Source organism: Candidatus Zixiibacteriota bacterium (assembly GCA_035380245.1).
In the GTDB taxonomy this organism is placed as follows: domain Bacteria; phylum Zixibacteria; class MSB-5A5; order GN15; family FEB-12; genus DAOSXA01.
The window spans coordinates 1,015,845-1,041,971 of sequence record DAOSXA010000002.1; the positions used below are offsets into that span (position 1 = coordinate 1,015,845).

Below are 26,127 nucleotides of genomic sequence, written 5' to 3' on the forward strand. Positions count from 1 at the left end.
CTTCGCTCTTCCTGCCTACGATTAATCCTCCAGGATCGCTTTGAGCTTAGCCAACAGCCGCTCCGGTTCGATTGGCTTCTCAAAGATCCATTTGGCCGGCCATTGCTGGCCCATGATATGCTGGTACTGATCCGGGCCTTCATCCCGCACTTTATCGAGGAAACTGGTAAGCATAATAATCGGCGTTTCCTCACAACCCGGCCTGGCCCTCAGATCGTGGGCCAGGTCGAATCCTTCAGTGTCGGTAGTCATCATCACATCGAGGATGATGATATTAGGCGTAATCGTGTCCAACAATTTCATGGCCTGTTTTCCGTCGGCCGCCGCTTCCACACGATAGCCGTTGTTTTCCAATATGATCTTCAACGACTGGCGAATGTCGCGGTCGTCATCGACGACAAGAACTAATGGGTGGCTATCCATGACTCTTTGTCTCCTTCAAGTGGCTCAGCGTCCATCGGCCTGGCCGGTTTATAGCTGGTATGCAGATAATGATGTGCAACCTCGCTATTTGGCTCCTTCAGGAACTTCCTATAAGCTTCCGAGAGTGACGGGTTCTCATGCGACTGACGCAATTCCTGAACCTCGGCATCATCTCGATACAAAGCATTAGAGCGTGCCCGGAGCTTGCTGACATTGACAGGCAGAGGCTGACCGCCGCCGCCCACACAACCGCCGGGACAAGCCATTATCTCAATGAAATGATATTCGGACTCACCCGCAACGATTTGGTCAAGAACTTTGCGGGCATTGGCAAGACCGTGAGCCACAGCCACCTTCACCGGACCGAGCTTACCGACTTCAATCGTAGCTGCCTTGATACCTTCCAGACCACGCACCGGTTCCACATCCAACTTGGGCATGTTGCTGCCGGTTACGACGGCATAGACAGTTCGCAAAGCCGCTTCCATAACACCGCCGGTAGCTCCGAAAATGGTCGCGGCGCCGGTGTATTCTCCCATGGGCGGATCATACTCGGATGATTCGAGGGTTGCGAAGTCCAGACCCATCTGACGAATCATGCGTCCCAGCTCACGGGTGGTCAGAACGGCGTCGACGTCGCGGTATCCGGAGGAGTTCATTTCGGGCCGCGTTATCTCGAACTTCTTGGCCGTGCAAGGCATGATCGAGACTACGAATATCTCGCTCGGATCGATGCCGGCTACCTGGGCATAATATGATTTCGCCAGTGCGCCGAACATTTGCTGAGGCGATTTGCAGGTACTGATGTGCCCCAGCAAATCAGGATAGGTATGTTCGGCAAAGCGAATCCAGCCGGGGCAACAGGAGGTGATCATGGGCAGAGTGCCACCGGACTCAATACGAGCCAGGAGCTCGTTCCCTTCCTCGACAATAGTCAAGTCGGCAGCGAAGTTGGTATCGAAGACTCGATCGAACTTCATCGCCCTGAAGGCTGTGATCATCTTCCCTGTTACCAGAGAACCGGCCGGCAGACCCAGCTCTTCGCCAAGAGAGGCTCGAATAGCCGGCGCCGCCTGTACCACCACATGTTTTTTCGGATCTTCAAGAGCCGCCCAGACCAGGTCGGTATCGTCTTTTTCAACGATAGCTCCGGTCGGACAAACAACTGCGCACTGACCACAATAGGTGCAGTCGGTATCGGCCAATTTCGCTCCCATGGCCGGGACAATGCGACAGTCAAAACCTCGTCCTTCCGGTGTCAGAATGTGAACACCCTGAACCTCGGCGCAGACCGTGACACAACGGAGGCAGTTGATGCACTTGTCGGTTTCACGAACGAGCGCCGGTGAGGAATTGTCGATATTGCGAACGGCCGGGGTAAATTCCCGGTCGAACCGGATTTCCCTCACTCCCAGACGAGCTGCTACTTTTTGAAGCAGGCAGGAACCGTTCTTGACGCAGGTATTACAATCGGCCGGGTGATCCGAGAGCATGAACTCGATGATATCACGACGTGCCTTGCGTACCCTGCTGGTATTGGTTCGCACCCGCATGCCGGCGGCTACCGGGTAGACGCACGACGCTACCAGTGAGCGAGCGCGATCCACCTCAACCACACAGACACGACAGGCGCCGGGAGCGTGCGAAATGTGTTCCATCGCACACAGGGTCGGAATCTCGATTCCGAGTTCACGAGCAGCGTTGAGAATCGTTGTGCCCGCAGGAACCGTTACGACCCGATCGTCTATGGTCAATGTTACCATATTGTTCTTGTCTATCATAATCCTACTCCGCTTTCCCGCGATCACCGTCGCAACGAAGACAACGACTGGCTTCCCTTATGGCCGTCTCGCGGTCATAGCAATGCTCGACCTCGGCATAGCTGCCTATGCGATCAACCGCAGCCAGTTCCGGGATTGCTTCTCGAGGCCGGGACACGGTCTCTTCCTCGACTTCATAAGGAATATCAATTTTAGGTCTGGCCGGTTTCACGTAAGCCGGTTCACCGTTAGCCTTGCGGATAGCAGCATCGATTTCCTGAGCTGCCACACGCCCGGCTTGAATCGCCTCGACTACAGTAGCCGGACCCAGAGCGACATCGCCGCCGGCCCAGACACACTCGTCAGAGGTACGACTCTGGCGATCGACCTTGACCTTGCCTTTTTCGGCCTTGACCGAATCGCACTTCTCAAGGCAGGCGAAATCAGCCGCCTGACCAACCGCGGAGATGACCGTATCGACCGACACCGTATAATCGGAGCCATCGATCGGCACCGGTCGGCGGCGTCCGCCGGAGTCAAACGAGCCCAGTTCCATACGCTGCAGGGTCATGGCCGAAACATGGCCATTATCCGATTGCAATGAAACCGGCGCCGACAGGAATTCCATCTTGACTCCTTCGGCGATAGCCGCTTCGACTTCCTCGGCCAGGGCGGGCATATCGTTGCGTTCACGACGATAGAAAATAGTAACCGTCTCGGCCCCTTCACGCAGCGCGGTGCGGGCCGCGTCAATAGCGCTGTTGCCGCCGCCGATCACCGCAACGTTGCGGCCGATCTTCGGCGCCTGGTTGAGATTGAACTGACGCAGTAATTCAACCGCACCGAATACTCCGGGCTTGTCTTCACCCGGAATACCCATGGTCCAACTCTGGTGCGCGCCGGTGGCGATATATATCGCTCGGTAATCCTTTTTAAGATCGTTCATCAGGATGTCCCGACCGATACGGGTTTTGGTGCGAAGCTCAACCCCGGTCGCCAGGATATCATCGATTTCTTTCTTGATAACATCCCTGGGCAAACGGTATTCGGGGATAGCATAGCGCATCATGCCGCCCGGTTCGGGCAGTTCCTCGAACACGGTGACGGCATAGCCGCGACGACGCAGTTCAAGAGCGGCGGTAAGTCCCGCCGGCCCGGCGCCGATAATCGCGATCTCTTCCGAACGCGTCGTCGGCAGTTCCTTCACAGGATCATGTTTGGCGTTGTCGGCAGCATAACGTTTCAGATGCCTTATGGCCAACGGTTCGTCGAGTTGAGCACGACGGCAATGAAGCGTGCACGGCTGTCCACAAACGCGCCCACAGATCGACGGGAACGGGTTGGTTTCACTCAGGACTCGATAGGCGTCATCGACACGGTCGGCCCTGATCAACGCCAGGTAAGCCGGAACGTCGGTATCGATCGGACAGGCGTGCTGGCAGGGACTCTTGAACATCCCACTGCAAACACCGGCCCGGCACTTCTTGTCCCGAATGTGCTCTTCGTATTCATGACGGAAATAACGAATGGTGCTGAGCACTGGATTCGGAGCCGTCTGACCGAGACCGCACAGAGCCGCGTCTTTGATGGTTGTAGCGAGAGATTCGAGCAGCTCGATATCCCCTTCGCGACCTTCACCGTGGCAGATCCGCTCGAGGATTTCGAGCATGCGACGAGTTCCGATACGGCACGGAGTGCATTTACCACAGGACTCATCCTGGCAGAAATCCATGAAGAAACGAGCGACGTCCACCATACAGGTGTTCTCGTCCATCACGACCATTCCGCCCGAGCCCATAATAGCACCGGCCTTTACAATTTCATCGTAATCGACCGGAATGTTAAGCATGTGAGCCGGGATGCAGCCGCCGGAGGGTCCGCCCAACTGCACCGCTTTGATACGCTTGCCGTCCGGAACACCGCCGCCGATCTTCTGAATGATCTTATCCAGCGGTGTCCCCATCGGGACTTCGACCAGACCAAAATTGTGAATCTTGCCTGAAAGGGCGAATACTTTCGTCCCCTTGGCCGACTCAGTCCCTATTTTTGCGTATTCCGCCCCACCGTGAGATATGATCTGCGGGATGTTGCCATAGGTCTCAACGTTGTTGAGCACCGTCGGCTTGGCCCAAAGACCGGACACGGCCGGGAAGGGCGGACGCGGCCGTGGCGTGCCACGTTCGCCCTGGATTGACAGCATAAGAGCCGTTTCCTCACCACATACAAAGGCCCCGGCGCCTTTGTATATTTCCAGATCGAAACCGAATCCGGTCCCGAAAACATCGGGGCCGATGAGCCCGGCTTCGGTTGCCTGGTCGATCGCTGTCTGCAAGCGCTGCAGGGCGAGCGGGTATTCGGCCCGGCAATAGACATAGCCGTGATGAGCGCCGATGGCGCGGGCGGCTATGATCATACCTTCAAGTACGGCATGCGGATCGGATTCCAGAAGACTGCGATCCATGAAAGCGCCCGGGTCACCCTCGTCGGCGTTACACAGGACGTACTTGGTATCTCCTTTGGCAGAGGCGCAGAATTCCCATTTCAAACCAGTTGGGAAACCGCCGCCCCCACGGCCGCGAAGGCCTGATTCTTTGACTTCGTTGATAATATCCCGCGGTTCCAGTTCGGTCAAAGCCCGATACAAACCACGATAACCATCGCGCCAGATGTAGTCTTCAATGCGTTCGGGATTGATAACACCGCAATTCCGAAGCGCCACCAACGTCTGTTCCGCGATGAACGGCAACGACGATACCGTCCGGTAGATTTCTCCGGTGATCTCGTCGTGGAACATAAGCCGTTCCACCGGCTTATTTTGGCCGAGATGTTCGCGCACCAACTCTCCGACATCGTCGGGAGTCAACCGCTGGTAGAAAATCTCACCCGGGTTAATGATGGCCACCGGACCAACGGCACAGAAACCCATACAGCCACAGTCGTCTACCACGATGTTGGCTTTAAGTCCCTGGCGTTTAATTTCGTCCTCGAAAAGACTTTTAAGTGTCTCCGCCCCGGCGGCGCGACAAGCCGTACCGGCACAAACCGCTACGTGGAACTCGCATTTCTTTCTGGCATCGTCAACCCGCTGCTTGATCGCATCGAGATCGGCCAGATTGCGGATTGACGGAGTGACCCGCGAGGGCATTGGTGTCGTACTCATCGCTGCCACCCGTATGATTTAAGGATTGAGTCCAGACGAGCCACCTTCACCTGCTGGTGAATGTCTTTACCGATCATCACCACCGGCGCCAATCCGCAGGCGCCCAGGCAACGAACCGAGTGTAACGAAAACAAGCGGTCATCCGTACATTGGTTGAGCCCGATCTTCAGTTTTTTCTGTAGTTCGGACATGATCTGAGCTCCGCCTCGCACATGGCAGGCGGTTCCCTGACAAACGAGAATCTGATACTTGCCGCGTGGCTCCATCGTGAAAAACGAGTAGAACGTCACGACGCCATATACTTTGCTGAGCGGCAAGCCAAGGCCGCGGGCAACGCGCCGCTGGACCTCGGCCGGCAGATAGCCGACGATATTCTGGACTGCCTCAAGCGTTGGAATTAACGATCCGGGCCGACCACTGAAGCGAGCGATCTCCCTGTCTACGGCAGACCAGTCTATTGACTGTGCTTGACCGGTCGAAGAGACACGGTCGAGGGTGCTTGACCCCGGCATATGACAACTCCTGATCTTCACTGCTTCCAGTATTCGAAGAACGGCGCAACCCATTCTCCGACTATTACTTATTTCGTGATTGAGTATACAAAGTACGTGCCAACTGAACAGCCGTCAAACAACATTGATAAGCCATTACAACAACGATAGTTACACGCCTACAACCAACCCCTCCCGTCAATACCGATTGTGCCATATTGTATCGGTGTCAGGATGTTTTACAAGGTGAAAAATAGATTGACAGGCAATCAGATTTGATCAGCCTGAACCACTTGGCATTTATCTTGCTAATCACCGCAAAGCTCCGTATCGTTCAAGCTGATACGAGGTTAAAAACCGGCTGTAACAGGTTGTAGCAGTTGAGATTTTTCCGTAAAGCAAAACTCTGGACACGCCTGCTGGGTGCGATTATTGCCCTGGCCATAATTAACATACTCGTAGCAGTAGCATTGCTCTGGTACAGCAATCAGACTGAAGCTCTTTTCACCGGGGTTATGGACGAAGCCATGACCGGCCTGGTCCTGGCCGAAGAACTCACCACCGCTCTGGCCAGTCAAAAGGGATACGCATCGTACTATTTCATCGATCATGACCCGGCCTGGATTGTTCAGATCAATCAGCAGGCAGACCAATTCGAACGGTATTTGCAGGATGCGATGGCGGTTGACACCACCGGGCATTCACGAACCATTCTCATGCAGATCGGTCAGGAGTTCCGGCAATACCGCCAGAGCAAAGACCTTGTAATCGAACGTTATCAGGCTAAGGAATATGACGCCGGGCGCGAATTGCACAAAGGCGTACACACCCATTTCCAGCAATTACTGGATCTTTGTAACGAGTATGTTGATACCAAACGCAAACAAATGAATCTGGATGTAGGGAAATTCCAGAACCAGGTAGGGGGACTTCGCACTACCGTAGTCGCAGTGGTTACGATCGGTATTATTCTTGCCGGGGGATTGGTATTGCTGCTTCAGCGCGAGGTACTTCAACCCATTCGCCAGATCAGTTCGGAAGCCAGTCACGGTAAGGAAACCGTCGAGGGTCAGGATGAGATTGCCGCCCTGGGAGCCCATGTTCGCGGACTAGTGGAACACATCGATCATAGCCAGGCGGAAATTGAGCGAAGCCGCTCACAACTGATGAAATCAGAGAAGCTGGCAGTGATCGGCCGTCTGGCGGCGGAGGTAGCTCATACCATTCGAGGACCGATGACCTCGATTGGTCTGCGGCTTTATTCTCTCGAACAAGCGGGGAGGTTCAACGAGGAACAATCCGAGGACCTGCAAGCGATCAGCGACGACCTCAGTTATCTCGACAATATAATCAGGAATTTCCTCGAATTCTCAAGGGCGCCGAAATTGAAAAGATCGGTGCAATCGATAACGGTAATCCTCAGCCAGTGCCTCCAGTTACTGGAACATACGCTTGAGAAGTACAAAGTTGAAGTTGTGCGAAAACACTCCACCTTTCCTCTTCAATGCAAGGTAGACAGTGAATTGCTCAAAGAGGTTTTCGTTAACCTCATCGTCAATGCTTGCGAGGCCATGACCGATGGGGGTACATTGCATATAAGTGAGCACTTCGTTGAAGACAGCGACGTAGGTGAAGCGGTTGCAATAGAGCTACGCGATACCGGACCCGGCATCGACGAAGGAGTGATCAACCACCTCTTCGAACCGTTCGTTACGACTAAAGACGACGGTACCGGGTTGGGCTTGTCGATTTCATCGAGAATCGTAAAAGAGCACGGCGGCCAGCTAAAAGTAACATCACAGAAGGGCGTTGGCGCCACTTTCACGGTGCTGATACCGACTGTACGAGTATAGGAGACGACGGCTTGGGTTTGATTCTGATAGTGGACGACGACACCCGGTTGCGCACCAGTTTCGAACGGCTGTTGATTAGCGCCGGTCACAAAATCGTTACGGCTTCCAGTGGTGAAGACGGCCTGGTAGCGGTTGAAAAATATCGACCGGAATTGGTGGTTATGGATGTACGGTTACCGGGCATGAACGGCCTGGAAGCACTGGCCGCTTTGCATGAACGCGATTCGCGCCTGCCGGTAATCATCATGACCGCCTTTTCGACCACCGATACGGCTATTGAAGCGACCAAGCGCGGGGCATTCGATTACGTCCTCAAACCGTTCAAGCCCGAGGAAATGCTGGACCTGATCGACACCGCTCTCGAAGCGAGTGATCGCATGCGCTCACAAGTCCAGATTAACGGCGGAGCAATAACCGATATCGGGGAAGCTCTGATCGGCCGCAGTGAAGCGATGCAGGAAGTATTCAAGTCGATTGGACGCGCCGCCGCTACCGATGCCACCGTGCTTATCCGAGGGGCTTCCGGCACCGGCAAGGAGCTGGTCGCACGGGCTATCTATCAGCACAGTCCGCGTAAAGAACGCCCGTTTACCGTGATAAACTGCGTCGCTATTCCGGAGACACTTCTCGAAAGCGAACTGTTCGGTTATGAATCGGGAGCTTTTACCGGCGCCACGCATCGTAAAATCGGTAAAATCGAACAGGCCGAGGGGGGCACGGTACTGCTCGATGAAGTCGGTGATATGTCGCCGCTGATCCAGGCAAAAATCCTCCGTCTGCTACAGGAAAAGAGCCTCGAACGCCTCGGCGGGAATGAGATTATTCCGGTCGATGTCCGCATTCTTGCAGCCACTAATCGCAATCTGGAAAAGGCTCTGGCCGAGGGATTATTCCGCGAAGACCTTTACTACCGCATGCGCGTGGTTACGATCGACCTGCCAACGCTCGCCGAACGCGGAGACGATATCGACATACTGGCCGATTATTTTCTCAATCGTTTCGCAAACGAATTGTCGTGCGACAATCCCGGTCTCTCCGACGAAGCTCGCGCAGCCTTGCGCTCTCACGACTGGCCCGGAAACGTACGCGAACTGTCTAACACGTTGCAGAAAGCACTCATTTTTTCGCGAGGATTCGCTATTCAGGTCAAAGACCTGGCTCTGGAAGAATACCGAAACGAGTCGGAGACCTCGCATCGCGACTGGGAATCGCTGATGCGTCAAATGGTACGGGAGAAAATCAGATCGGAATCAGATCGTGACGTGCTGACCCAGGTAAGAGATCAGGTAACGAGGATAGCGATTCTCGAGGCTCTCGAAATAACCGACAACAACCGCTCTCAGGCCGCTCGACTTCTGGGCATTACACGACCGACCCTGCACGCGAAAATGGAGCAATTGGGCATCACCAAAGGTTCGGAGTCTCGCGGCAAAGAAGAAGCGTGAGTGATAACTCCGAACGAGCGGGGCCTTCCCGCCTTCTCCCCGGTTTTTCGTTGAAACCATCCGAATAGCCCCGGCCAAATCGCTTGCCAAAGCATAGTCGTTTGTTTACCATTTGCGATGTGACCAGGCATTGCTAATGAAACCTTCCAATTCACGGGATCAAATATGAAGCGCTCTATCTTTATTGACGCATCAATGCGTTTTGTGGGGGCTTTTCTGGGTGCGGTCGTGGTCCTGGCGGCGACAATCGTCCGGGCCGATCAGACCAGTCCCGTTCAAGGCATAAGAGACAACACCCCTGCGGCTCAGGCATTCATCAATGCGACTATCGTACCGGAGCCGGGGAAACACCTCGATTCAGCCGTTTTGATAATCGATAAAGGCCGAATCGCAGCGGTTGGGACAAACATCAAAATACCTGAATCAATTCCGACGACCGACCTGAACGGCGCCTGGATATTCCCCGGATTCATTGACCCCTATTGTGAATACGGTTTGGATATGCCGAACGAAGGGCCGGGACCATTTTTCGGTCCGCCGCAGTATGAGACCGAACGTGTCGGCGCCAACTGCTGGAACGATGCCGTTCACTCCGACCGCCGTTGGTTCGAGCAGTTCAAGCCCGATGAACGGCAAAGCGAAGAAATGCTCAAGCTCGGATTTACCGTCGTGCAGTCGCTAGGCCAGGACGGCATTTTTCAGGGAGAGAGTTTTGTCACCCTTCTCGGAGAGGGTCTGCCGAACGATCTGATTCTTCACGAGCTCTGGCGTCAGGGGCTGTCGTTTGACAAGGGCAGATCACAACAGCAATACCCGACATCGCTGATGGGGACGATTGCCCTGATCCGGCAGATATTCTATGACGCTGAATGGTACGGCAAGGCCCGGGAAGCTTATCGGCAGAATCCAAACCAGGAGCACCTCGAATTCAACGCCGCCCTGAGCAACCTTACTCTTTACGGTATCACTCCTTTCGTATTCGACGGCGGCGATGATCTTTATTCTCTCAATCGTTTCGACCGCATCGCACGGGAATTCGGACTGAATTATGTAGCTGTCGGCAGCGGTAAAGAGTATCAGCGTCTGGACGATATCGCCGCCCTTAAACGCAGCCTGATTATCCCTCTCGACTTCCCTGAGACACCGTCGGTCGAGACAATGGAAGATCGTCTGGACGTGACTCTCGCCCAACTTCGGCACTGGGAAATGGCGCCGACCAACCTGGCTCGACTGGATCAAGCGGGAGTCAGGTTGGCCGTCACCACCCACCGACTGCAGAATAAAGAGGATTTCTGGCATAATCTGAGACAAGCCATAAAATACGGCCTTGCCCCCGATCGCGCCCTGGCGGCTCTTACCGTCGTGCCGGCTGACATCTGCGGTATCACCGATCAGTGCGGGACAATCGAAAAAGGCAAACTGGCTAATTTTATCATCTGTAAGGGTGACATTTTCGAGGAAGAACAGAAGATTTATTCGGTGTGGACTGCCGGTAACGAGAACATTATTGAGATAATGCCGACAACGGACTTCACCGGCGAATACAAACTGACGATCAATGATACCGAATACAGCCTGACTCTGTCAGGTGAACCACTTAAAGGGAATATCTCGCACGATGAGTGGCGAACGGACCTGGGAAAATTAGAAACCGATCGCAATAAGATCGAGTTTTCAGTTTCACTTGACAGCTCCGATGAGAACGGGCTGGCTCAGCTTTCCGGTCGTAAAAACAACAATACGATCCGCGGCAGATGCGTTCTTGCCGACGGCTCGACGACAGCTTTCGACGCTGTTCGCACCGGCCCGGCAAGGGAAGAAAAGGGCGGACCGCCTCGCCCGGACGGACCGGAAGACAAGGCGCCCGAACCGTTGGTCGCTCGGTTGACATATCCTAATAAGGCCTTCGGAGTTGAATCGCTCCCCCCGCAGAACGAAGTCCTGATTCGCCATGCTACCGTCTGGACTGCGGACAGCGCCGGAACGATCGAGAATTGTGATATCCTGATCAAGGACGGATTCATTGCCGAGGTTGGTCCCGGCCTTGCGGCGGGCGACAACACTGAAGTGATCGACGCCGTCGGCAAACATGTTACTCCCGGAATCATTGACGCTCATTCTCACATAGCCGTCGCCGGGGATATCAACGAAGGCACCCACAGCCTCACCCCGGAAGTTCGTATCGGCGATGTGATCGATCCCGAACAGATCAGCATCTATCGCCAGTTGGCCGGTGGCGTCACCGCCTGTTTGACGTTGCATGGATCGGCCAATCCAGTCGGGGGTCAATGCCAGGTGCTCAAACTGCGTTGGGGCCGTAACGCGGAAGACATGAAATTCCGGGAAGCCGCCCCGACGATCAAATTCGCTATGGGTGAAAATGTCAAGCAGTCCAATTGGGGCATGATGATGCAATCGCGCTACCCGCAATCCAGGATGGGCGTTACCAACATCATGGCCGATCTCTTTTCAGCCGCACGCGAATATGAGATATCGTGGGAGCAATACAACAAACTGAACAAGAAAGAACAGGCGCAAACCATCCCCCCGCGCCGGGATATCGGCCTGGATGCGGTTGTCGAATTGCTCCACAACCGGCGCTGGGTTCATTGCCACACCTATGTGCAGAGTGAGATTCTCGCCCTGATGAGACTCGCCGAGCAGTACGGATTCAAAATCGACGTACTGATTCATACTCTGGAAGGTTATAAGGTCGCCGATGAAATCGCACATCACGGCGCCGCCGTAACAACCTTCTCCGACTGGTGGGCCTACAAATTCGAGGTGTACGATGCTATCCCATACAATGCCGCACTTCTCCGTGATCGTGGCGTGCTGACCTCGTTCAAATCGGACGACGCCGACATGGCTCGTCGTCTCAATCAGGAAGCCGGGAAAGCGATCATGTACGGTAATGTCCCCGAAGAAGAAGCGATCAAAATGGTGACGATCAACTCGGCGAAACAACTCGGAGTGGACAATGTCACGGGCAGCATACGTAAAGGCAAGCAAGCCGACCTGGCGATTTTCAACGGCCCTCCCCTGTCGGTCTACTCTGTCGTAGAACAAACCTATGTCGACGGCCGCAAGTATTTCGACCGGACAGAAGATATACAACAGCGTAAAGCGATTGCCGACGAGAAAAATCGTCTGATACAAAAAGCACTGGCCCAATCGAAAGACAAAGGCCCCAAACCGGGCGGACCCCCGGGGTCTATGCCGCCTTTTCCGGGTCCTCCGAATGAAACTATGAGTGAGGGGGGGAACTGATCATGAGAGCTTTATTATCAATCCTGTTGTTGTCGCTTTTAACCGCGAGTTTTACTACAGCCCATGATTACGTCCCGGGGTCGGCTCAAGCCACTCCGATTCTTCTCAAAGGCGGTGACCTTTATACCGTGAGCAATGGAATCAAACCGGCCACGGACCTCTTGTTCGAGAACGGTCGGATTACAGCCATCGGGATCGACCTGACCCCGCCGGAAAAAGCGACGATTATTGACGTAACCGGCAAGAACGTTTACCCCGGACTGATCGCACCGTATACGACTATCGGTTTGATCGAGATCGGTGAAGTCCGCGCCACCAACGATTTGCAGGAAGAAGGACAGATCAATCCCGACGTTCAGTCCCATGTAGCCTACAATCCGGACTCGGAGATTATTCCCTCCGTTCGCTCCAACGGGATTACTACGGCCCTGATCGTGCCGCGCGGATCATTGCTGTGTGGCCGGTCGTTCCTCGTCAACCTCGATGGCTGGACAGTTGAAGATGCCGGCGAGCGGTTCGATGTCGGCCTTCACCTCAACTGGCCGCAGGTTGCCGTATCAAAGGACTGGTGGGACCCACGCCCTCTGGAAGAACAGAAAAAGGCCATGACCGAACAACGACAATCGTTGTATGAATCATTCGATAACGCCCGTGCCTACTACCTGGCTAAGCACGCCGACTCGACCATTCCGCGCGATTCGCGCTGGGAAGCGATGATGCCGATCTTCGACCGCACCGTGCCGGTTTTCGTACAGGCCGGTGATTATCGTCAAATTGAGCAGGCGGTCGCTTTTGCTTCGGAATACGGTTTCAGGATGATCCTGGTCGGCGGCGCCGATGCCTGGATGCTCAGCGAGCTCCTGGTCGAACACGATATCCCGGTCATCGTGCAGCGGCCTCAGGCTCTCCCCATGCGAGAAGACGACAGCTATGACGCCATTTACGGTCTGGCGGGTCAACTTGCATCGGCGGGAGTGAAGATAGCTATCTCGACTGCCGGAAGCGATGGCGGAACAGCTACCGGCGTTCGCAATTTACCGCTTCAGGCCGGACAGGCCGTTGCGTTCGGGTTGAATAAGGAAACCGCCCTCAGGGCCATCACCCTGACTCCCGCTGAATTGTTTGGGGTCGATTCCGATCTCGGCTCGCTGGAGATTAACAAGAAAGCTACGATAGTCGTCTCGGAAGGTGATATCATGGATGAACTCGGCAATCGGGTGGTGCTGGAGTTCATCGAGGGACGGCAGGTCGATCTCGATAATAAACACAAGGAGCTTTACCGCAAATACCGGCAGAAACACTTCGAATGAGAATAACCGGCGCCGCTATAGTGAAGGGACATCCTTTTGGAATGGTTTAACAACCTGACGGTGACCGCGGTCGATCTCGCCTGGGGTCTCCCTATGGTGATTCTCCTGATTTCGGCCGGGCTTTATTTCACCGTGGCCGGAAGATTCATGCCGTTTCGGGGTCTCAGGCATTCGATTGACATCCTGCAGGGGAAATTCGATGATCCCAACGATCCGGGCGAAATTACTCATTTTCAGGCGTTGTCGTCAGCGCTTTCGGCAACGATCGGCATGGGGAATATCAGCGGTGTGGCAATCGCCCTGGTTCTTGGCGGACCGGGAGCGATTTTCTGGATGTGGATCGCCGGCCTGGTCGGTATGTCGACCAAGTTCTTTACCTGCACCCTGGCCACAATGTACCGCAAACCGGACGAGCGCGGAATCGATCAGGGCGGACCGATGTATTACATCGAGGTCGGCCTGGGACGATGGGCTAAACCGCTGGCAATAATGTTTGCCGTGTTCGGGATGATTGGTTGTCTTGGCATGTTCCAGGCCAACCAACTGGCGGGACTGCTGCACCAGGACTGGGGTATCAGCCGCTGGTGGACCGGGCTCGTATGCGCCGGGATCGTGGCGATAGTGATTCTGGGCGGCATCGTACGGGTAGGCAAGGTAACGGCCAAAATCGTTCCGGCCATGTTTCTTATATATGTTGGCTCGGCACTTATCATTATCCTCGGCAACGCGGGAGATATCCCTGCTATTATAGGCAACATTATCGGTTCGGCCTTCAGCGGTCAGGCGCTGATCGGCGGCGGTACGGCGGTAGCGTTCCGCGAGATCATTATCAACGGAGTCAAACGCGCCGCGTTCTCAAACGAAGCCGGAATCGGCACCGCTCCCATGGCGCATGGAGCGGCCAAAACCGATGAACCTGTTCGCGAGGGGCTTATCGCCATGCTGGGACCGTTTATCGACACCAACCTCGTCTGCACCATGACCGCTCTGGTCATTCTCTCGATGGGTGTCCCGGCTGCCGAAGACGGTGTGGTGATGACCGTCAATGCCTTCGAGAAAGGTATGCCCGGATTTGGGCGGTATGTTCTCACTATGGTTATTGTCCTTTTCTCCATCTCGACAATGATCTCTTATTCATACTATAGCCTGAAATGCTCAAGGTATTTATTCGGTTTCAAGGTGGGAAGCTGGTACGTCTATGTGTACATCCTGAGTATGCTGGTGGCAGCGTTGTGGACTCAGGACACGGTGATCAACATCCTCGATACCGCCTTTGCGGCCATGGCGTTTCCTACCTTGATAGGAACGTTGTTGTTGTCTCCCAGGGTCGTAAGCGCCACCCGCGACTATTTTCGACGAACCTTCGGCAAATAGAAAAGCGGTGTATTCCGTTCAATTTCAGACAAATCGGCCGGCCCGAGTCGGTCGGTTTGTCTTGACAATACACCTTGTACATGCCTTTTTGGAGCAACTCCTGCTTATCATGGACAGTGCAGGCTGTCCGTTTCATCTCAACAGGGAAGGACATGATGCTCCGTAGTGTGCTCGGGATCATCGGACTTATTTTTCTATTTCAAGTATCTCTTACAGAAGCTGCCACCATCAACGTACCCGGTGAAGCTGCTTCCATTCAGACAGCCATCGACCGCGCCGGACAATCCGATACCATTCTGGTTGCCCCCGGTATTTATCGGGAGACACTCGTATTCCGCGGTCAAGACATCACTTTGCGTTCCAGTGGAGGAGCGTTCGAGACGACATTGACAGGACCGGATAATGCCGTACTTATCACGCTCGACAAAGGGGAAACAAAAGCGACCGTGATCGATGGTTTCACCTTCCGGGGTGGCTGGATTGCGATCTACTGCGAAAACTCAGCCGCTACTATTCATCGCAACATCTTCCTCGACCAGAAAACAACCGATTGGGCTGCGATTTGCCTTGCCGGACCGGGCTACCCGCCCTCGGCAAGTTATGGTGCGGCGCCTGCAGTCATCGAACACAACACTATTTTACGCTCGGCCAACGGTGGAATTTCGTCATTCTCAACCGAACCACCGACGGTCAGAAACAACATCATAGCCTTCTGTGCCGGATACGGGGTTCATTTTCAGGGTGAGTTCGAAAACATTAAACTAGCCGACAACGATGTCTTCGGCAACACTTCGAACTATATCAATGTTTTTTACGCCGGGGTCGGTTCTTTCAGTAAGGATCCATTGGTCGATCCGCGAGGAATACTTCAAGGTGGGTCCCCGTGCATAGATCGCTCCGATACCACCGATATCGACGGCCATATAGTTGGCCATGCCGGTGACATCGGCGCCGATGAGTTCGGGGGGATTTCAGCACCTTACCCCGCGAGTCTTATTCTGGGACCTCGAGCATTGAACGATGTGATCCCCGGTCGAAACCTGACAATTACCTGGCCGCGACCTGAAACAAGCTACGCCGGATACCAGATACAGCTCTCCAACAGCCTGGACTGGCAAGGTGAATTACTTTGGGACAGCAATCCTCAATTAACACAAGATACTTCGGTTGTATACGGCGGCCCACCTCTGGCCGAGGGTGCCGGTTATTACGTTCGAGTACGACTGTACGACGGCCAATTCTGGGGTACCTGGCGTTGTATGCCGGTTATTACGAGGTCATATTTACGTATTGGATGCTTGTCGGATATCCCACCGTTTCAGTTCGTGGATTCCAACGATGTTTCAGTCGGTTTTGATATGGAAATCGTTGAGAGTGTGGCGGCAATGTTACAACGCAGTGTTCGGATTACGACCACTGATCCGGACCGACTCCAGCGGTTGTTGGAAAATAATGAAATCGATGTCATCACGGGCATGCCTTACAGCACTGAGAGAGATCGTTTTTTCGACTTCACACCACCGTATTCGTCCATCAGGTACACTGTTTACGGTCGCACCGGCACGACCCGAGTTAACACGATCGAAGACTTGCGCAATATGCCGATCGCCGTGCCGGCCGGCGGTTTCATGAGCGAGTTCGTGTACGAACACGGCCTTACCGACCGGCTTATCCCGGTCACTGACGCGGAAGACGGCCTGCGCCGTCTATCCAAAGGTGAATTTCCGTACCTTCTTCTAGGACGCATATCGGGATCTTATTGGATTGACCGCCTCCATCTCAATGACGTGGGAATAATCGGGCCCGTGATCACCTCCGCCCAGGTATGCCTGGCCGTCAATCAGAATAACGCCGATCTCCAGGCGGAACTGACCGAGGGGCTCAACATGCTGCATCGAACCGGCCAATATCAGGAGATAGGCGAACGATGGCTGGGCTCCATCGAACCCGAGCGCTGGTCACGTTGGTCGATTGTCAAAAATCTGCTTTATGTTCTCATACCTTTGATCCTGATAACCGGAGCCATAACATTATGGAACTGGTCCTTGCGGCGTACCGTGGTGAGACGAACGGAAGACCTTAACAAAGAATTGGCTGAGAGGAAACGGACCCAGGCAGCCTTGGAAGAGAGCGAGTCTCTGGCTCGAGCCCTGCTTCGTGCACCAACGGACTCAATCTGCCTGGTAGCTACCGATATGACGATGATCGACTGTAACGAAACGGTTGAAAAAAGGCTTGGGATAAAACGAGAAGAAATTATCGGCCGTGAAATCTCGGACCTGGTTCCCCCGGACGTTGCCAAAGCAAGAATCTCTCACGTCAAACTGACAATGGAAACGGGAAAACCCTGCCGTTTCGAAGATATACATCAGGGCCGCTGTCTGGACAATGTATGTTATCCGGTCTTTGACAGTCGTGGTCGAGTCAGTAGTATCGCCACCATATCCCGGGATATTTCCGAACGTAAGCGCATGGAAGAGAAGGTTAAAGAAAGCGAAGCTCGTTTACGAGCATTGGTTGACTCCGCTCAGGATGTGATCTTCATGAAAGACTGCCATTCACGTTATGTGTTGGTCAATCGCACTATGCTGGAGTTATTCGGAAAAACTGCAGAGGAAATTCTTAACTCAACGTCCGAGCAGTTGGTGGGAGAGGAAGTCGCTGCAAGGATGATCGAGACCGACAAACGTGTCCTGGCCGGTGAGACCTACAGTGAACAACATACCATCATGATACGTCAGACCAGGCGAATTTTCGATGTCGTTGCAGTGCCTATGCGCAAATCCGACGGTGAGATAATCGGTATCTGCGGAATCGCCCGCGACATAACCGAAACCGTGCGATTACAGCGATTCAGCGAAAGAGCCAAACGACTCGAAGCGGCCGGGAGAATAGCCGGTCAGGTAGCACACGATTTCAACAACTTGCTCGGACCGCTACTGGCCTATCCCGACTTGATTCGGGAGCAGTTGCCCGAGAACAGTAATATGATCCCGCTGTTGGACGATATCGAACGATCCGCGGAACAGATGGCGGAGATAAATCAACAGCTCCTGACCTTAGGCCGACGAGGCCACTACAATCAGAATCCGGTCGATTTGAACACCGTGGTAAGACAAGTCCTTCAACGCTTCGAACTGGATTCTCCGTCAATTATGGCTCATTCCATTCTTGAATCCGGACTTCTGCCCATCGTGGGCGGGGCCTCTCAAATACAAAGAGCCGTGGCTAATCTGGTAACAAACGCATACGAGGCTGTCCATGGTGTCGGAGCGATCACCGTAGTAACCTCCAATCGCTATTTCGATCAGGACCACGACGGATTCGAGCGCATCCCGGCCGGTGAATACGTGCAGCTCACCGTCACCGATACCGGTCCCGGGATTCCGCCCGATATTCTCGGCCGTATTTTCGATCCGTTCTTCTCCACTAAAAGAGCCGATCGTCGCCGTGGTTCCGGCCTCGGTTTAAGTGTGGTACACGCGGTCGTGAAAGACCATCAGGGTTATATCGACGTCGCCAGCAACCTTACCAAAGGCACCGAGTTCAGTTTATTTTTCCCGGCGGCACGCGATGCCGTCGTCTTGAACGATACCCGTGAAATCAGTGGAGGCCAGGGGCATATTCTGGTCGTTGACGATGATCCGGGTCAACTGCGTGTTTCACGTACGTTGTTGGAAAAACTGGGGTACTCAGTACATACAGTCGAATCTGGTGAAAAAGCTCTGGAGGTGATTGCCTCTCACCGGTTCGATCTGGTGCTCCTGGACATGATCATGCCAAACGGAATTGACGGCACCAGGACTCTCGAACGGATTCTCGAAATCCGCCCCGGACAAAAGGCCTTGATTATTTCGGGATACGCCGAGACCGATCGTGTCAAGCAGGCTTTGGAACTGGGCGCGGTGGCTTTCGTGCGCAAACCGCTTACGCTGAAAACACTGGCCGCCGCCGTGAAAGCAGGTTTGAGTCACTCTCGCGAATAATTAAATCGTTCACGAATCAGTCGCCGCTAACAGTCAGTCTTATTCCCTCGCCGTGGATTGACAGTATCTCTATTGCCGGATCGCCCCGGAGGTGTTTGCGAAGTTTCGATACATAGACATCCATGCTGCGGCCGCTGAAATAACCCTCATCCTGCCAGATCTCCCGGAGAGCTTTCTGGCGCGGCAGTGTGCGATTGACGTATTTTGCCAGCAAATGCAGTAATTCTGATTCCTTTTGAGTCAAGCGGGTTTCACGGTTGCCTAATCTCAGCAGGCGGCGGTTGGCATCGAACTCGAATTTCCCGATTTGGAAGAGCATCACATCGGAATCCCGACCAATACGAGACCGGCGTAACACCGCCTCGATCCGAAGCAGGAGTTCTTCAACGGAAAACGGCTTGGTGATATAGTCGTCGCAACCCAGTTGGAATCCGGTAATGCGATCCTCCTTCAAGGACCTGGCCGTCAGAAAAATGATTGGCGTCTGTTGGTCCTCTGCCCTGATTTTCTTCACCAGACTAAAACCGTCCATGCGCGGCATCATTATATCCACCAGACACAAATCGAATCCCCCCGCGCGCCAGGTCTTAAGACCTTCCTCACCGTCTACGCACAATACGGCATCATAACCGTTCATGGATAAATGTTCCTGAAGAATCACCCCGAGATTGGGATCATCCTCAACCAGTAGAATCCGATCAGCCATGCCGGTCACTCCGTTTTTCTTTGATCGTCGGCAGCCAGACCGATACCTTCGTTCCGTCTCCCAGCGCGCTTTTCAGAGAAATGGTTCCGCCATGACGTTCGATGATCATCTTGACATAACTGAGACCAAGCCCGAATCCCTTGACATCATGGACATTACCCGACGGAACCCGGAAGTATTTTTCGAACACCCGTTTTTGATCTTCGGAGGCAATCCCGATTCCATGATCTTCTATTTCGACCTGTACCCCGTTGAAGTGATCGAACGAACGCACATCGATTTTCGGTGCTTCGGGGGAGTATTTAACGGCATTGTCGATCAGGTTGTGGACGGCATTCGCAAGGTGTACCTCGTCTCCTGCAACCTCAGGATCAGTCGCTTCAAGATCAACGGTAATCATCCCCCCCTTCTGTTTAATCAACAGTTCGTAGGATTCTACGGCGCGAGCGATCAGCGGATTGATCGCCACGGCGTCTCCCTTGAGTTCCCAGTCTCCTTTTTCGATGGTGGCCAGTTGGAGAATCTTCTCGGTCTGGTGTCTCATACGACGGTTTTCATGCATTATCATCGAAGAAAAGCGGCGCACTCGTTCGGAATCGCCGGCTACATCGTCACGCTCAATCGCTTCGCAGGCCAGGGCCACGGTCGATATCGGCGTTTTGAATTCGTGCGTCAGATTGTTGACGAAATCGATCATGAGAGCGGCTCCGCGGCGTTGCTCAAAAATCACACGGACGGTATAGAAAAACGACAACCCGATAACCAGCGAAAAGAGCCCGGACAAAACCAGCATGGGAGCAAGACGCCACCAGAGATAAGACTGTTGCCTGGGGAAATTCAGGACGAGGTCGAATATCTCAGGAAACAGATCATTAGGGAAAAGACGAGCCCGGAAAGCTGCCGGAAGCCATTCCGAAGTATCGTCCGATTTCGCCATAACGACGGAATCACCGGCATGTTTTACGACGGCAAACTGATAAGGCTGGTCAATTTCCGCTTCGGCCAGACTGATATCGATAATCGAATCCACCAAAGGCACATTGAGGCGTTCCTTTATCGGCAGCGGTTTACCGGTTACCAGTTGCTGTACGATCCGAAGCATATAAGGCACTTCACTGCTGTCCGATTCCATATCTGCGCTAATGCGGCGTTTATTCCAGTCGATGGAAACTCTTTGTGAATCGCCCGGACCTGATCCCTGAGGGGCGTTACCGAGTATATTCAGGAGCGAGACACTGGACGTATTGAGTTTGATTGTATCTACCAGTGAGTCGGTGTTTATTACTTTTATTATGTTTTTTTCTTTGGGAGATTCTACCGCATAAGCGCTGGCATACGCATAATTGTTACCGGTCATGGTCGTGACGCTGCATTCGACATGTTGCATGCTGTCGACTTCTTCGAAATCGCCGGTCAGCATCATTATACTCAGATAGCTCGAATCGGAGGAATTACCGAAGACATTTATCGCCGACCGTGCTACATCGATCGCTTCCAGACGACCGACCGCGGCCCCGAGCGCCGCCTGTGCGTTTCGCTGAAACGCCTGTTGCTCCGAACGATAGGCATGATCGAGTAAAATCGCCTGGATAGTCAGCAGCCCGGCCAGGGCTACCACCAACAGGACGACAATCGTAACAACGGCTTTTTTGCTAAGTACCATACCGGGAATATACGCTTCGGGGTGATCTTCGAAACCCTATTTAACTTCCTTTAACAAAGGCTAACATAGATTAACTCGGCTCGATAAAACATACCTGTTATCTAATCCGTAAAGCAGTCCAAAACAATGCAAAACAGATTCTGAAAGGAACGATTCATGGCCCGCAATAACTCTCTGTCGGTTGTTCTGGTGATTGTTGCCGCTGTGCTTTGTCTCATCGCCGGCTCAGTCGGCGCCCAGGTCAAAGGAATGAAAACCATAACCATCAGCGATCCCGGCCAGACTGCCATGATTCCGGAGATGGCCGCTCTTCTCCTTGTCAAGGACAGTATCCTCGAAGTCATCAAAATCAATCCCCCGGATCAGCGCCCTGAAAAATACCAGGACGTCGATCTGCAAAAGGGCGATCAGATAATCATGGCCAACGGTAAACGCATCCACGACGGCGTCGAATTGACGACCCTGTTGGATGGCCTGCAACCGGGTGAAATGATTAAGTTGGGGATTAAACGAAATGGTCAGATGCGCATGGTTAGCTTTGAGAAAGGAGCTCCCGAAGACCTCCCACAACAAGTCATGGTGATGACCATGTCAACCGACAGCAGCGGAGCCGTCTCACAGAACATCCAGGTGATGGGAAACTCCGATAGTAAGGCCGAAGTGATCACCGAACTCGGGCTTCTACTTGTCCAGAAGGATAAGAGCGTCAAGGTGGCCGATTTGATGTCGGAGATAAACGGAATAGCGGACAGCTTGCCGGTACAAGAGGGAGATATAATAAAAACCATATCGGGCAAAGAAGTCTCCAGCCTTGAGATATTCAAAACCGAATTCGGAAAAATCAAGACCGGCGAGGAAATAGCTCTGGATATCCAGCGCGGGGATCAGGTAATCAAAGCGGTCATCATTCATCCCTGACGAGAAGATGCACACAGTGCCAAAGGATCACAGCATGTCATCGTATAGACACCGCATATTCATCACGTTTCTGATCATCGCCACCCTGGCCGGCGGAGCGTTTGCCCAAACTTATAATCCTTTCAACCAGAGAGACGATGAATACCGCCTGCTGGGACTGAAGCGAGCCCGTGAAGCATACGAAGTGGCCCGGTCCGACTACGAACGACAGCAGGAGCTGCACCGGCGCGGGCTTCTGACCGAAACCGAACTGGAGCAATCCCGCAGCCAATTCTCGGACGCCGAGGTCAACTACCAGCAGTCGCTCCTGGCGGTGTTGTTCGAACGCCAGTACATATCGGTATCGCAAGCCGTTAAGCTCCAAAAACACGACGGGTCCAAGTGTGTTCGTCTGACTCTCGTGAATACCTCCGGCGGCAGCGAGGAGTTTCGGAAACTGCTGAATGTGGACGATGATCTCTTCCGTTCGCTCCAGCCTGATGTCACCCACAATGTGTATGTCTCCATTCTAAACGACGACAACGCCATCATCAGTCAGCCCTATGAAGCCAAAATATCGGAGTTGCGCTATGGGGAACCTCAGTCGGTGGAATTCCGGTTGCTTCAGGATCTGGATGAAGTGACGGTGTTTCTTGTTTACGGCAACGGCAACCAGCGTACGATGAAGATATTCCTGCAGAAAGATGCCACTTACAACCGCGTTGCGGTCCAGTCGGAACAATTTTCCCAAGAGGTTGAACTGGGCACGGAAGCGACATTCGACCTGACTCTCGAGTTGTTCAGTGGCACCGACAACACTTTTTCATTGGAGGCGGTCAATCTGCCACAACAGATCAGCCGGTATTTCAAGGATGCGAGCAATCGGGTTCGTCTGAGTCAGGTGAAATTCACCGAGAGCAGCCGAACAAAAAACGCCTCCCTCGAAGTTACCCTGCCTGACCGCCCCAGTGAAGAAGTCGCTATGGATGCCGCCATCCCCTTCTATGTTCTGGTGCTGCCGCGCGACAAGGCTGGAATGATATCCGACCAGCCCGACAAACATTGGACCGAAGCTGAGATTGAAGCGCTCGATGTCGGTTTCGTACGGCTGGAGTTAGTGCCGCGCGGCAAAGGAGAACTACTGGTTCGCGCCCCTCAGCTCTACCATGCCATCAGTTCCGATGAAACGGCAAAGGTGGCCGTCGATTGCTACAATGAGGGCAGTCATCGACTCGACAATGTCGAATTCGAAATCGACCTGCCGCTCGGATGGACACGGGATGTGGAACCGGAACGTATCCCGGCCCTGGAGATCGGACGAGACAAACGGGTTGTGTTTACCTTCACGCCGCCGGCCGATGTCTCCCCCGGCAAATACGACATTCGCATTCGCAGCACTGCTACTTCCAACTCCCAGCCGGTGATCGCTGACGATAAAACCGTAACGGTCGAAATTAAGCCGGGTTCCAACCTGCTGGGAACAATCGTAATCGTAACGCTGATCCTGGGCCTGGTAGCGGCTATAGTAATCTGGGGCATAAAGCTGTCGCGACGATAGCCCATGAATAACTAAGTGAGGATTTCAATGGAAAACCTTCAATCGGGACCTAACCTCAAACCTCCGGATCGCCCGGCCCTGGAGGCCGTTAATCTGACAAAGCGATACGAGGACGGCCTGCTCGCTCTCGACCATATCAATTTCGTCGTCAATCCCGGCGAGATATTCGCCGTCCTGGGAGGAAACGGCGCCGGTAAAACCACTATGATAAATCTTTTCCTGAATTTCCTGGAACCGACCGAAGGCGAAGCACGCATCTGCGGTATTGTATCGCACAAGGAACCTTTGCTCGCCAAGGAAAAGGTGGCGTTCGTATCGGAAAACGTCAACCTCTACCCCAATTTCACGGCCATTCAGAACCTTGATTTCTTCGCCCGTCTCGGGGGACGAACCAACTGCACTCGCGAGGATTATCGTGATGTGCTGCGCCGGGTAGGCCTCGTCGACGATGTACATAACAAGCGGTTGAGAACTTTTTCCAAGGGCATGCGCCAAAAATGCGGTATCGCCATTGCCATTCTTAAAAATGCCACAGCCGTACTGCTGGATGAACCCACCTCGGGACTCGACCCCAAAGCAGGATTCGATTTTCTCGAACTACTTCGTTCGTTGCGCAAGGAAGGCAAGGCCATTTTAATGTCGACCCACGACATCTTCCGGGCACGCGAGATCGCCGATAAAGTCGCAATCATGGATCGCGGTCGCATTATCATGAAGAAAACGGCTCAGGAACTCCACGGAACCGACCTGGAGCAGCTTTACATGCAGTACATGGCGGGTCACAACGGCGAACGGCCGAATTAGGGGTCAACTCCATGCTAAAGGTAATTATCAACAAGGAAATTCGCGACCTGCTCGGCTCGACTAAATTCGCCATAATTTTCGGTGTCTGTGCTCTCCTGATCATAGCGACATTCTATGTGGCGGGAACCCGGTACAAAATCAATCAGAGTTATCACGAGGCTTCCGTCACCGAGAATCTCCGTCGCTATGAAGGAGTAACGGACTGGTTCGACGTACAGGATTCACGCGTTATTCTGCCTCCCTCACCGTTGGCATGTCTCGTGACCGGCGTCTCCAACGACATCGGTCGCAGTATTCTGGTCAGCGGGATCGGCGAACTGACCGCTGAAGGCAGCCGATACAACGAAGACCCGCTTTTTGCCATTTTCCGCTTTCTCGATCTGGAATATGTATTCGGTGTGATTCTTTCCCTGCTCGCCATCCTGCTCTGCTATAACTCGATCAGCGGCGAAAAAGAACAAGGCACGTTGCGGCTGACTTTCGCCCAGCCGATTTCTAGATCGACTTACATCCTGGGCAAAATACTCGGATCGTTTATCGCCTTATCAGCCTCCATCCTGGTAGCAATTGCCGTCGGTTGTCTGGTGTTCATCATAATGGGGATCCCGATGACCGACGACCAGTGGCTCCGCCTGATACTGATCATCATCGTGGGGCTGCTTTACTTCGGGGCCTTCATGAGTCTTTCGGTGTTTCTTTCCGCGTTAACCTCTCGTTCGGCTAACTCGCTGTTGCTTTTACTCGTGGTCTGGATTTGCGCGGTATTAATCGTTCCTCGCGTATCGGTCCTGGCCGCCGGGAGGACGGTTGAAGTTCCTTCCGTAGATGCCATCGCCAACGAAAAGGCAACCTTCCGTGCCCAGACACGCCAGGAATTCATCGATGCCATGACCCATTTCAATCCCGACAAATACGAAGAGAGTGCCGACAAGGCCCTTATGACATTCATGGACTCATTACAAAAAGAACGTGAGAACCGAGTCTCCGAGTTCGCGGGAAGACTGAACGAGAACCGCAGAAATCGGCAGCAGGTCCAGCATCGACTGGCTCTGGCTCTGGCTCGCATTTCTCCAACGGCATCTATGAGCTTGTCGATGTCCCAACTGGCCGGCACCGATGTCGATATGAGCCGTGATTTCATGGAACAAGCACTGACATATCAGAAGAAATTCGCCTCTTTTTGCGAGGCGAAGACCGGTGTGGTAGCATCCGGATTTCGCGTGATCCGCCAGGTCGAAGGTGAGGAACTCCCCGAAGAGAAACCGTTGGACGTGAGTGAAATCCCGGTCTTCGAACATCATGAGATGGCTACCGCCGCCGTAGTCGACGCGGCAATTCCCGATATCGGTCTCCTGGTTATATACAATCTGCTATTTTTTGTCGGGGCGTTCGTAGCTTTCCTGAAATACGATCTCAGATAGGAATGG

Annotated in this window: 16 protein-coding genes; 10 read left to right on the top strand and 6 right to left on the bottom strand. The window is 53.6% G+C overall.

The genetic code is table 11. The annotated features are described in order from the left end of the window. Window positions 1-21: 21 nt before the first annotated feature. From PLF13_09345 to PLF13_09360, 4 genes are read right to left on the bottom strand one after another with little or no spacing between them, the layout of a single operon-like run. Window positions 22-423, bottom strand: a complete 402-nt coding sequence (locus PLF13_09345; protein HOP07482.1) for a response regulator transcription factor — start codon at window positions 421-423, stop codon at window positions 22-24. After that, complete coding sequence (locus tag PLF13_09350; protein ID HOP07483.1) at window positions 405-2,204, bottom strand: NADH-dependent [FeFe] hydrogenase, group A6; 1,800 nt, start codon at window positions 2,202-2,204, stop codon at window positions 405-407. Before PLF13_09350 ends, PLF13_09345 begins: the two co-directional genes overlap by 19 nt. Window positions 2,205-2,208: 4 nt before the next feature. Beyond that, a complete protein-coding gene (locus PLF13_09355) occupies window positions 2,209-5,343 on the bottom strand; it encodes an NADH-ubiquinone oxidoreductase-F iron-sulfur binding region domain-containing protein (protein ID HOP07484.1) in 3,135 nt (1,044 codons plus the stop codon). After that, the gene (locus PLF13_09360; GenBank protein HOP07485.1) at window positions 5,340-5,855 is read right to left on the bottom strand and encodes an NAD(P)H-dependent oxidoreductase subunit E; all 516 of its coding nucleotides are present in this window, start codon (window positions 5,853-5,855) and stop codon (window positions 5,340-5,342) included. Before PLF13_09360 ends, PLF13_09355 begins: the two co-directional genes overlap by 4 nt. 359 nt (window positions 5,856-6,214) lie before the next feature. On the opposite strand from PLF13_09360, the gene PLF13_09365 reads away from it, so the two are divergent. From PLF13_09365 to PLF13_09390, 6 genes are all read left to right on the top strand, one after another. Further along, entirely contained in the window at window positions 6,215-7,687 is a 1,473-nt protein-coding gene (locus PLF13_09365) for an ATP-binding protein (protein HOP07486.1), read from the top strand. Window positions 7,688-7,698: 11 nt separating this feature from the next. Beyond that, window positions 7,699-9,132 carry a sigma-54 dependent transcriptional regulator gene (locus tag PLF13_09370; protein HOP07487.1) on the top strand — a complete coding sequence of 478 codons (1,434 nt, stop codon included), beginning with the start codon at window positions 7,699-7,701 and terminating at the stop codon, window positions 9,130-9,132. A gap of 165 nt (window positions 9,133-9,297) precedes the next feature. Beyond that, window positions 9,298-12,402 carry an amidohydrolase family protein gene (locus tag PLF13_09375; GenBank protein ID HOP07488.1) on the top strand — a complete coding sequence of 1,035 codons (3,105 nt, stop codon included), beginning with the start codon at window positions 9,298-9,300 and terminating at the stop codon, window positions 12,400-12,402. Between the two features lie 2 nt (window positions 12,403-12,404). Then, on the top strand, window positions 12,405-13,712 hold the full coding sequence (locus tag PLF13_09380) for an amidohydrolase family protein (GenBank protein HOP07489.1): 1,308 nt from the start codon (window positions 12,405-12,407) through the stop codon (window positions 13,710-13,712). 36 nt (window positions 13,713-13,748) lie between these two features. Beyond that, entirely contained in the window at window positions 13,749-15,086 is a 1,338-nt protein-coding gene (locus tag PLF13_09385; GenBank protein ID HOP07490.1) for an alanine/glycine:cation symporter family protein, read from the top strand. A gap of 152 nt (window positions 15,087-15,238) precedes the next feature. Then, entirely contained in the window at window positions 15,239-19,072 is a 3,834-nt protein-coding gene (locus PLF13_09390; GenBank protein HOP07491.1) for a PAS domain-containing protein, read from the top strand. Between the two features lie 16 nt (window positions 19,073-19,088). Here the strand turns inward: PLF13_09390 and PLF13_09395 are convergent, their stop codons facing one another. Further along, window positions 19,089-19,778, bottom strand: a complete 690-nt coding sequence (locus tag PLF13_09395; GenBank protein ID HOP07492.1) for a response regulator transcription factor — start codon at window positions 19,776-19,778, stop codon at window positions 19,089-19,091. Next, the gene (locus PLF13_09400) at window positions 19,771-21,441 is read right to left on the bottom strand and encodes a HAMP domain-containing sensor histidine kinase (protein ID HOP07493.1); all 1,671 of its coding nucleotides are present in this window, start codon (window positions 21,439-21,441) and stop codon (window positions 19,771-19,773) included. The genes PLF13_09395 and PLF13_09400 overlap by 8 nt, the downstream gene beginning before the upstream one ends. 156 nt (window positions 21,442-21,597) lie before the next feature. On the opposite strand from PLF13_09400, the gene PLF13_09405 reads away from it, so the two are divergent. Genes PLF13_09405 through PLF13_09420 form a run of 4 tightly spaced genes read left to right on the top strand, consistent with a single transcriptional unit; the run spans window position 21,598 to window position 26,121 of the window. After that, window positions 21,598-22,359, top strand: a complete 762-nt coding sequence (locus tag PLF13_09405; GenBank protein ID HOP07494.1) for a PDZ domain-containing protein — start codon at window positions 21,598-21,600, stop codon at window positions 22,357-22,359. Window positions 22,360-22,393: 34 nt separating this feature from the next. After that, window positions 22,394-23,896, top strand: coding sequence for an NEW3 domain-containing protein (locus tag PLF13_09410; GenBank protein ID HOP07495.1), 1,503 nt, complete (start codon window positions 22,394-22,396; stop codon window positions 23,894-23,896). Window positions 23,897-23,923: 27 nt separating this feature from the next. Further along, on the top strand, window positions 23,924-24,700 hold the full coding sequence (locus tag PLF13_09415) for an ABC transporter ATP-binding protein (GenBank protein HOP07496.1): 777 nt from the start codon (window positions 23,924-23,926) through the stop codon (window positions 24,698-24,700). Between the two features lie 11 nt (window positions 24,701-24,711). Further along, on the top strand, window positions 24,712-26,121 hold the full coding sequence (locus PLF13_09420; GenBank protein ID HOP07497.1) for an ABC transporter permease subunit: 1,410 nt from the start codon (window positions 24,712-24,714) through the stop codon (window positions 26,119-26,121). Window positions 26,122-26,127 lie beyond the last annotated feature (6 nt).

Excerpts from the sequence above, each read along its gene's own strand:
- PLF13_09375 (HOP07488.1), top strand. The coding sequence starts at position 9,298 with ATGAAGCGCTCTATCTTTATTGACGCATCAATGCGTTTTGTGGGGGCT.
- PLF13_09420 (HOP07497.1), top strand. The coding sequence starts at position 24,712 with ATGCTAAAGGTAATTATCAACAAGGAAATTCGCGACCTGCTCGGCTCG.
- PLF13_09400 (HOP07493.1), bottom strand. The coding sequence starts at position 21,441 with ATGGTACTTAGCAAAAAAGCCGTTGTTACGATTGTCGTCCTGTTGGTG.
- PLF13_09415 (HOP07496.1), top strand. The coding sequence starts at position 23,924 with ATGGAAAACCTTCAATCGGGACCTAACCTCAAACCTCCGGATCGCCCG.
- PLF13_09395 (HOP07492.1), bottom strand. The coding sequence starts at position 19,778 with ATGGCTGATCGGATTCTACTGGTTGAGGATGATCCCAATCTCGGGGTG.
- PLF13_09355 (HOP07484.1), bottom strand. The coding sequence starts at position 5,343 with ATGAGTACGACACCAATGCCCTCGCGGGTCACTCCGTCAATCCGCAAT.
- PLF13_09380 (HOP07489.1), top strand. The coding sequence starts at position 12,405 with ATGAGAGCTTTATTATCAATCCTGTTGTTGTCGCTTTTAACCGCGAGT.
- PLF13_09360 (HOP07485.1), bottom strand. The coding sequence starts at position 5,855 with ATGCCGGGGTCAAGCACCCTCGACCGTGTCTCTTCGACCGGTCAAGCA.
- PLF13_09345 (HOP07482.1), bottom strand. The coding sequence starts at position 423 with ATGGATAGCCACCCATTAGTTCTTGTCGTCGATGACGACCGCGACATT.
- PLF13_09410 (HOP07495.1), top strand. The coding sequence starts at position 22,394 with ATGTCATCGTATAGACACCGCATATTCATCACGTTTCTGATCATCGCC.
- PLF13_09350 (HOP07483.1), bottom strand. The coding sequence starts at position 2,204 with ATGATAGACAAGAACAATATGGTAACATTGACCATAGACGATCGGGTC.
- PLF13_09390 (HOP07491.1), top strand. The coding sequence starts at position 15,239 with ATGATGCTCCGTAGTGTGCTCGGGATCATCGGACTTATTTTTCTATTT.
- PLF13_09405 (HOP07494.1), top strand. The coding sequence starts at position 21,598 with ATGGCCCGCAATAACTCTCTGTCGGTTGTTCTGGTGATTGTTGCCGCT.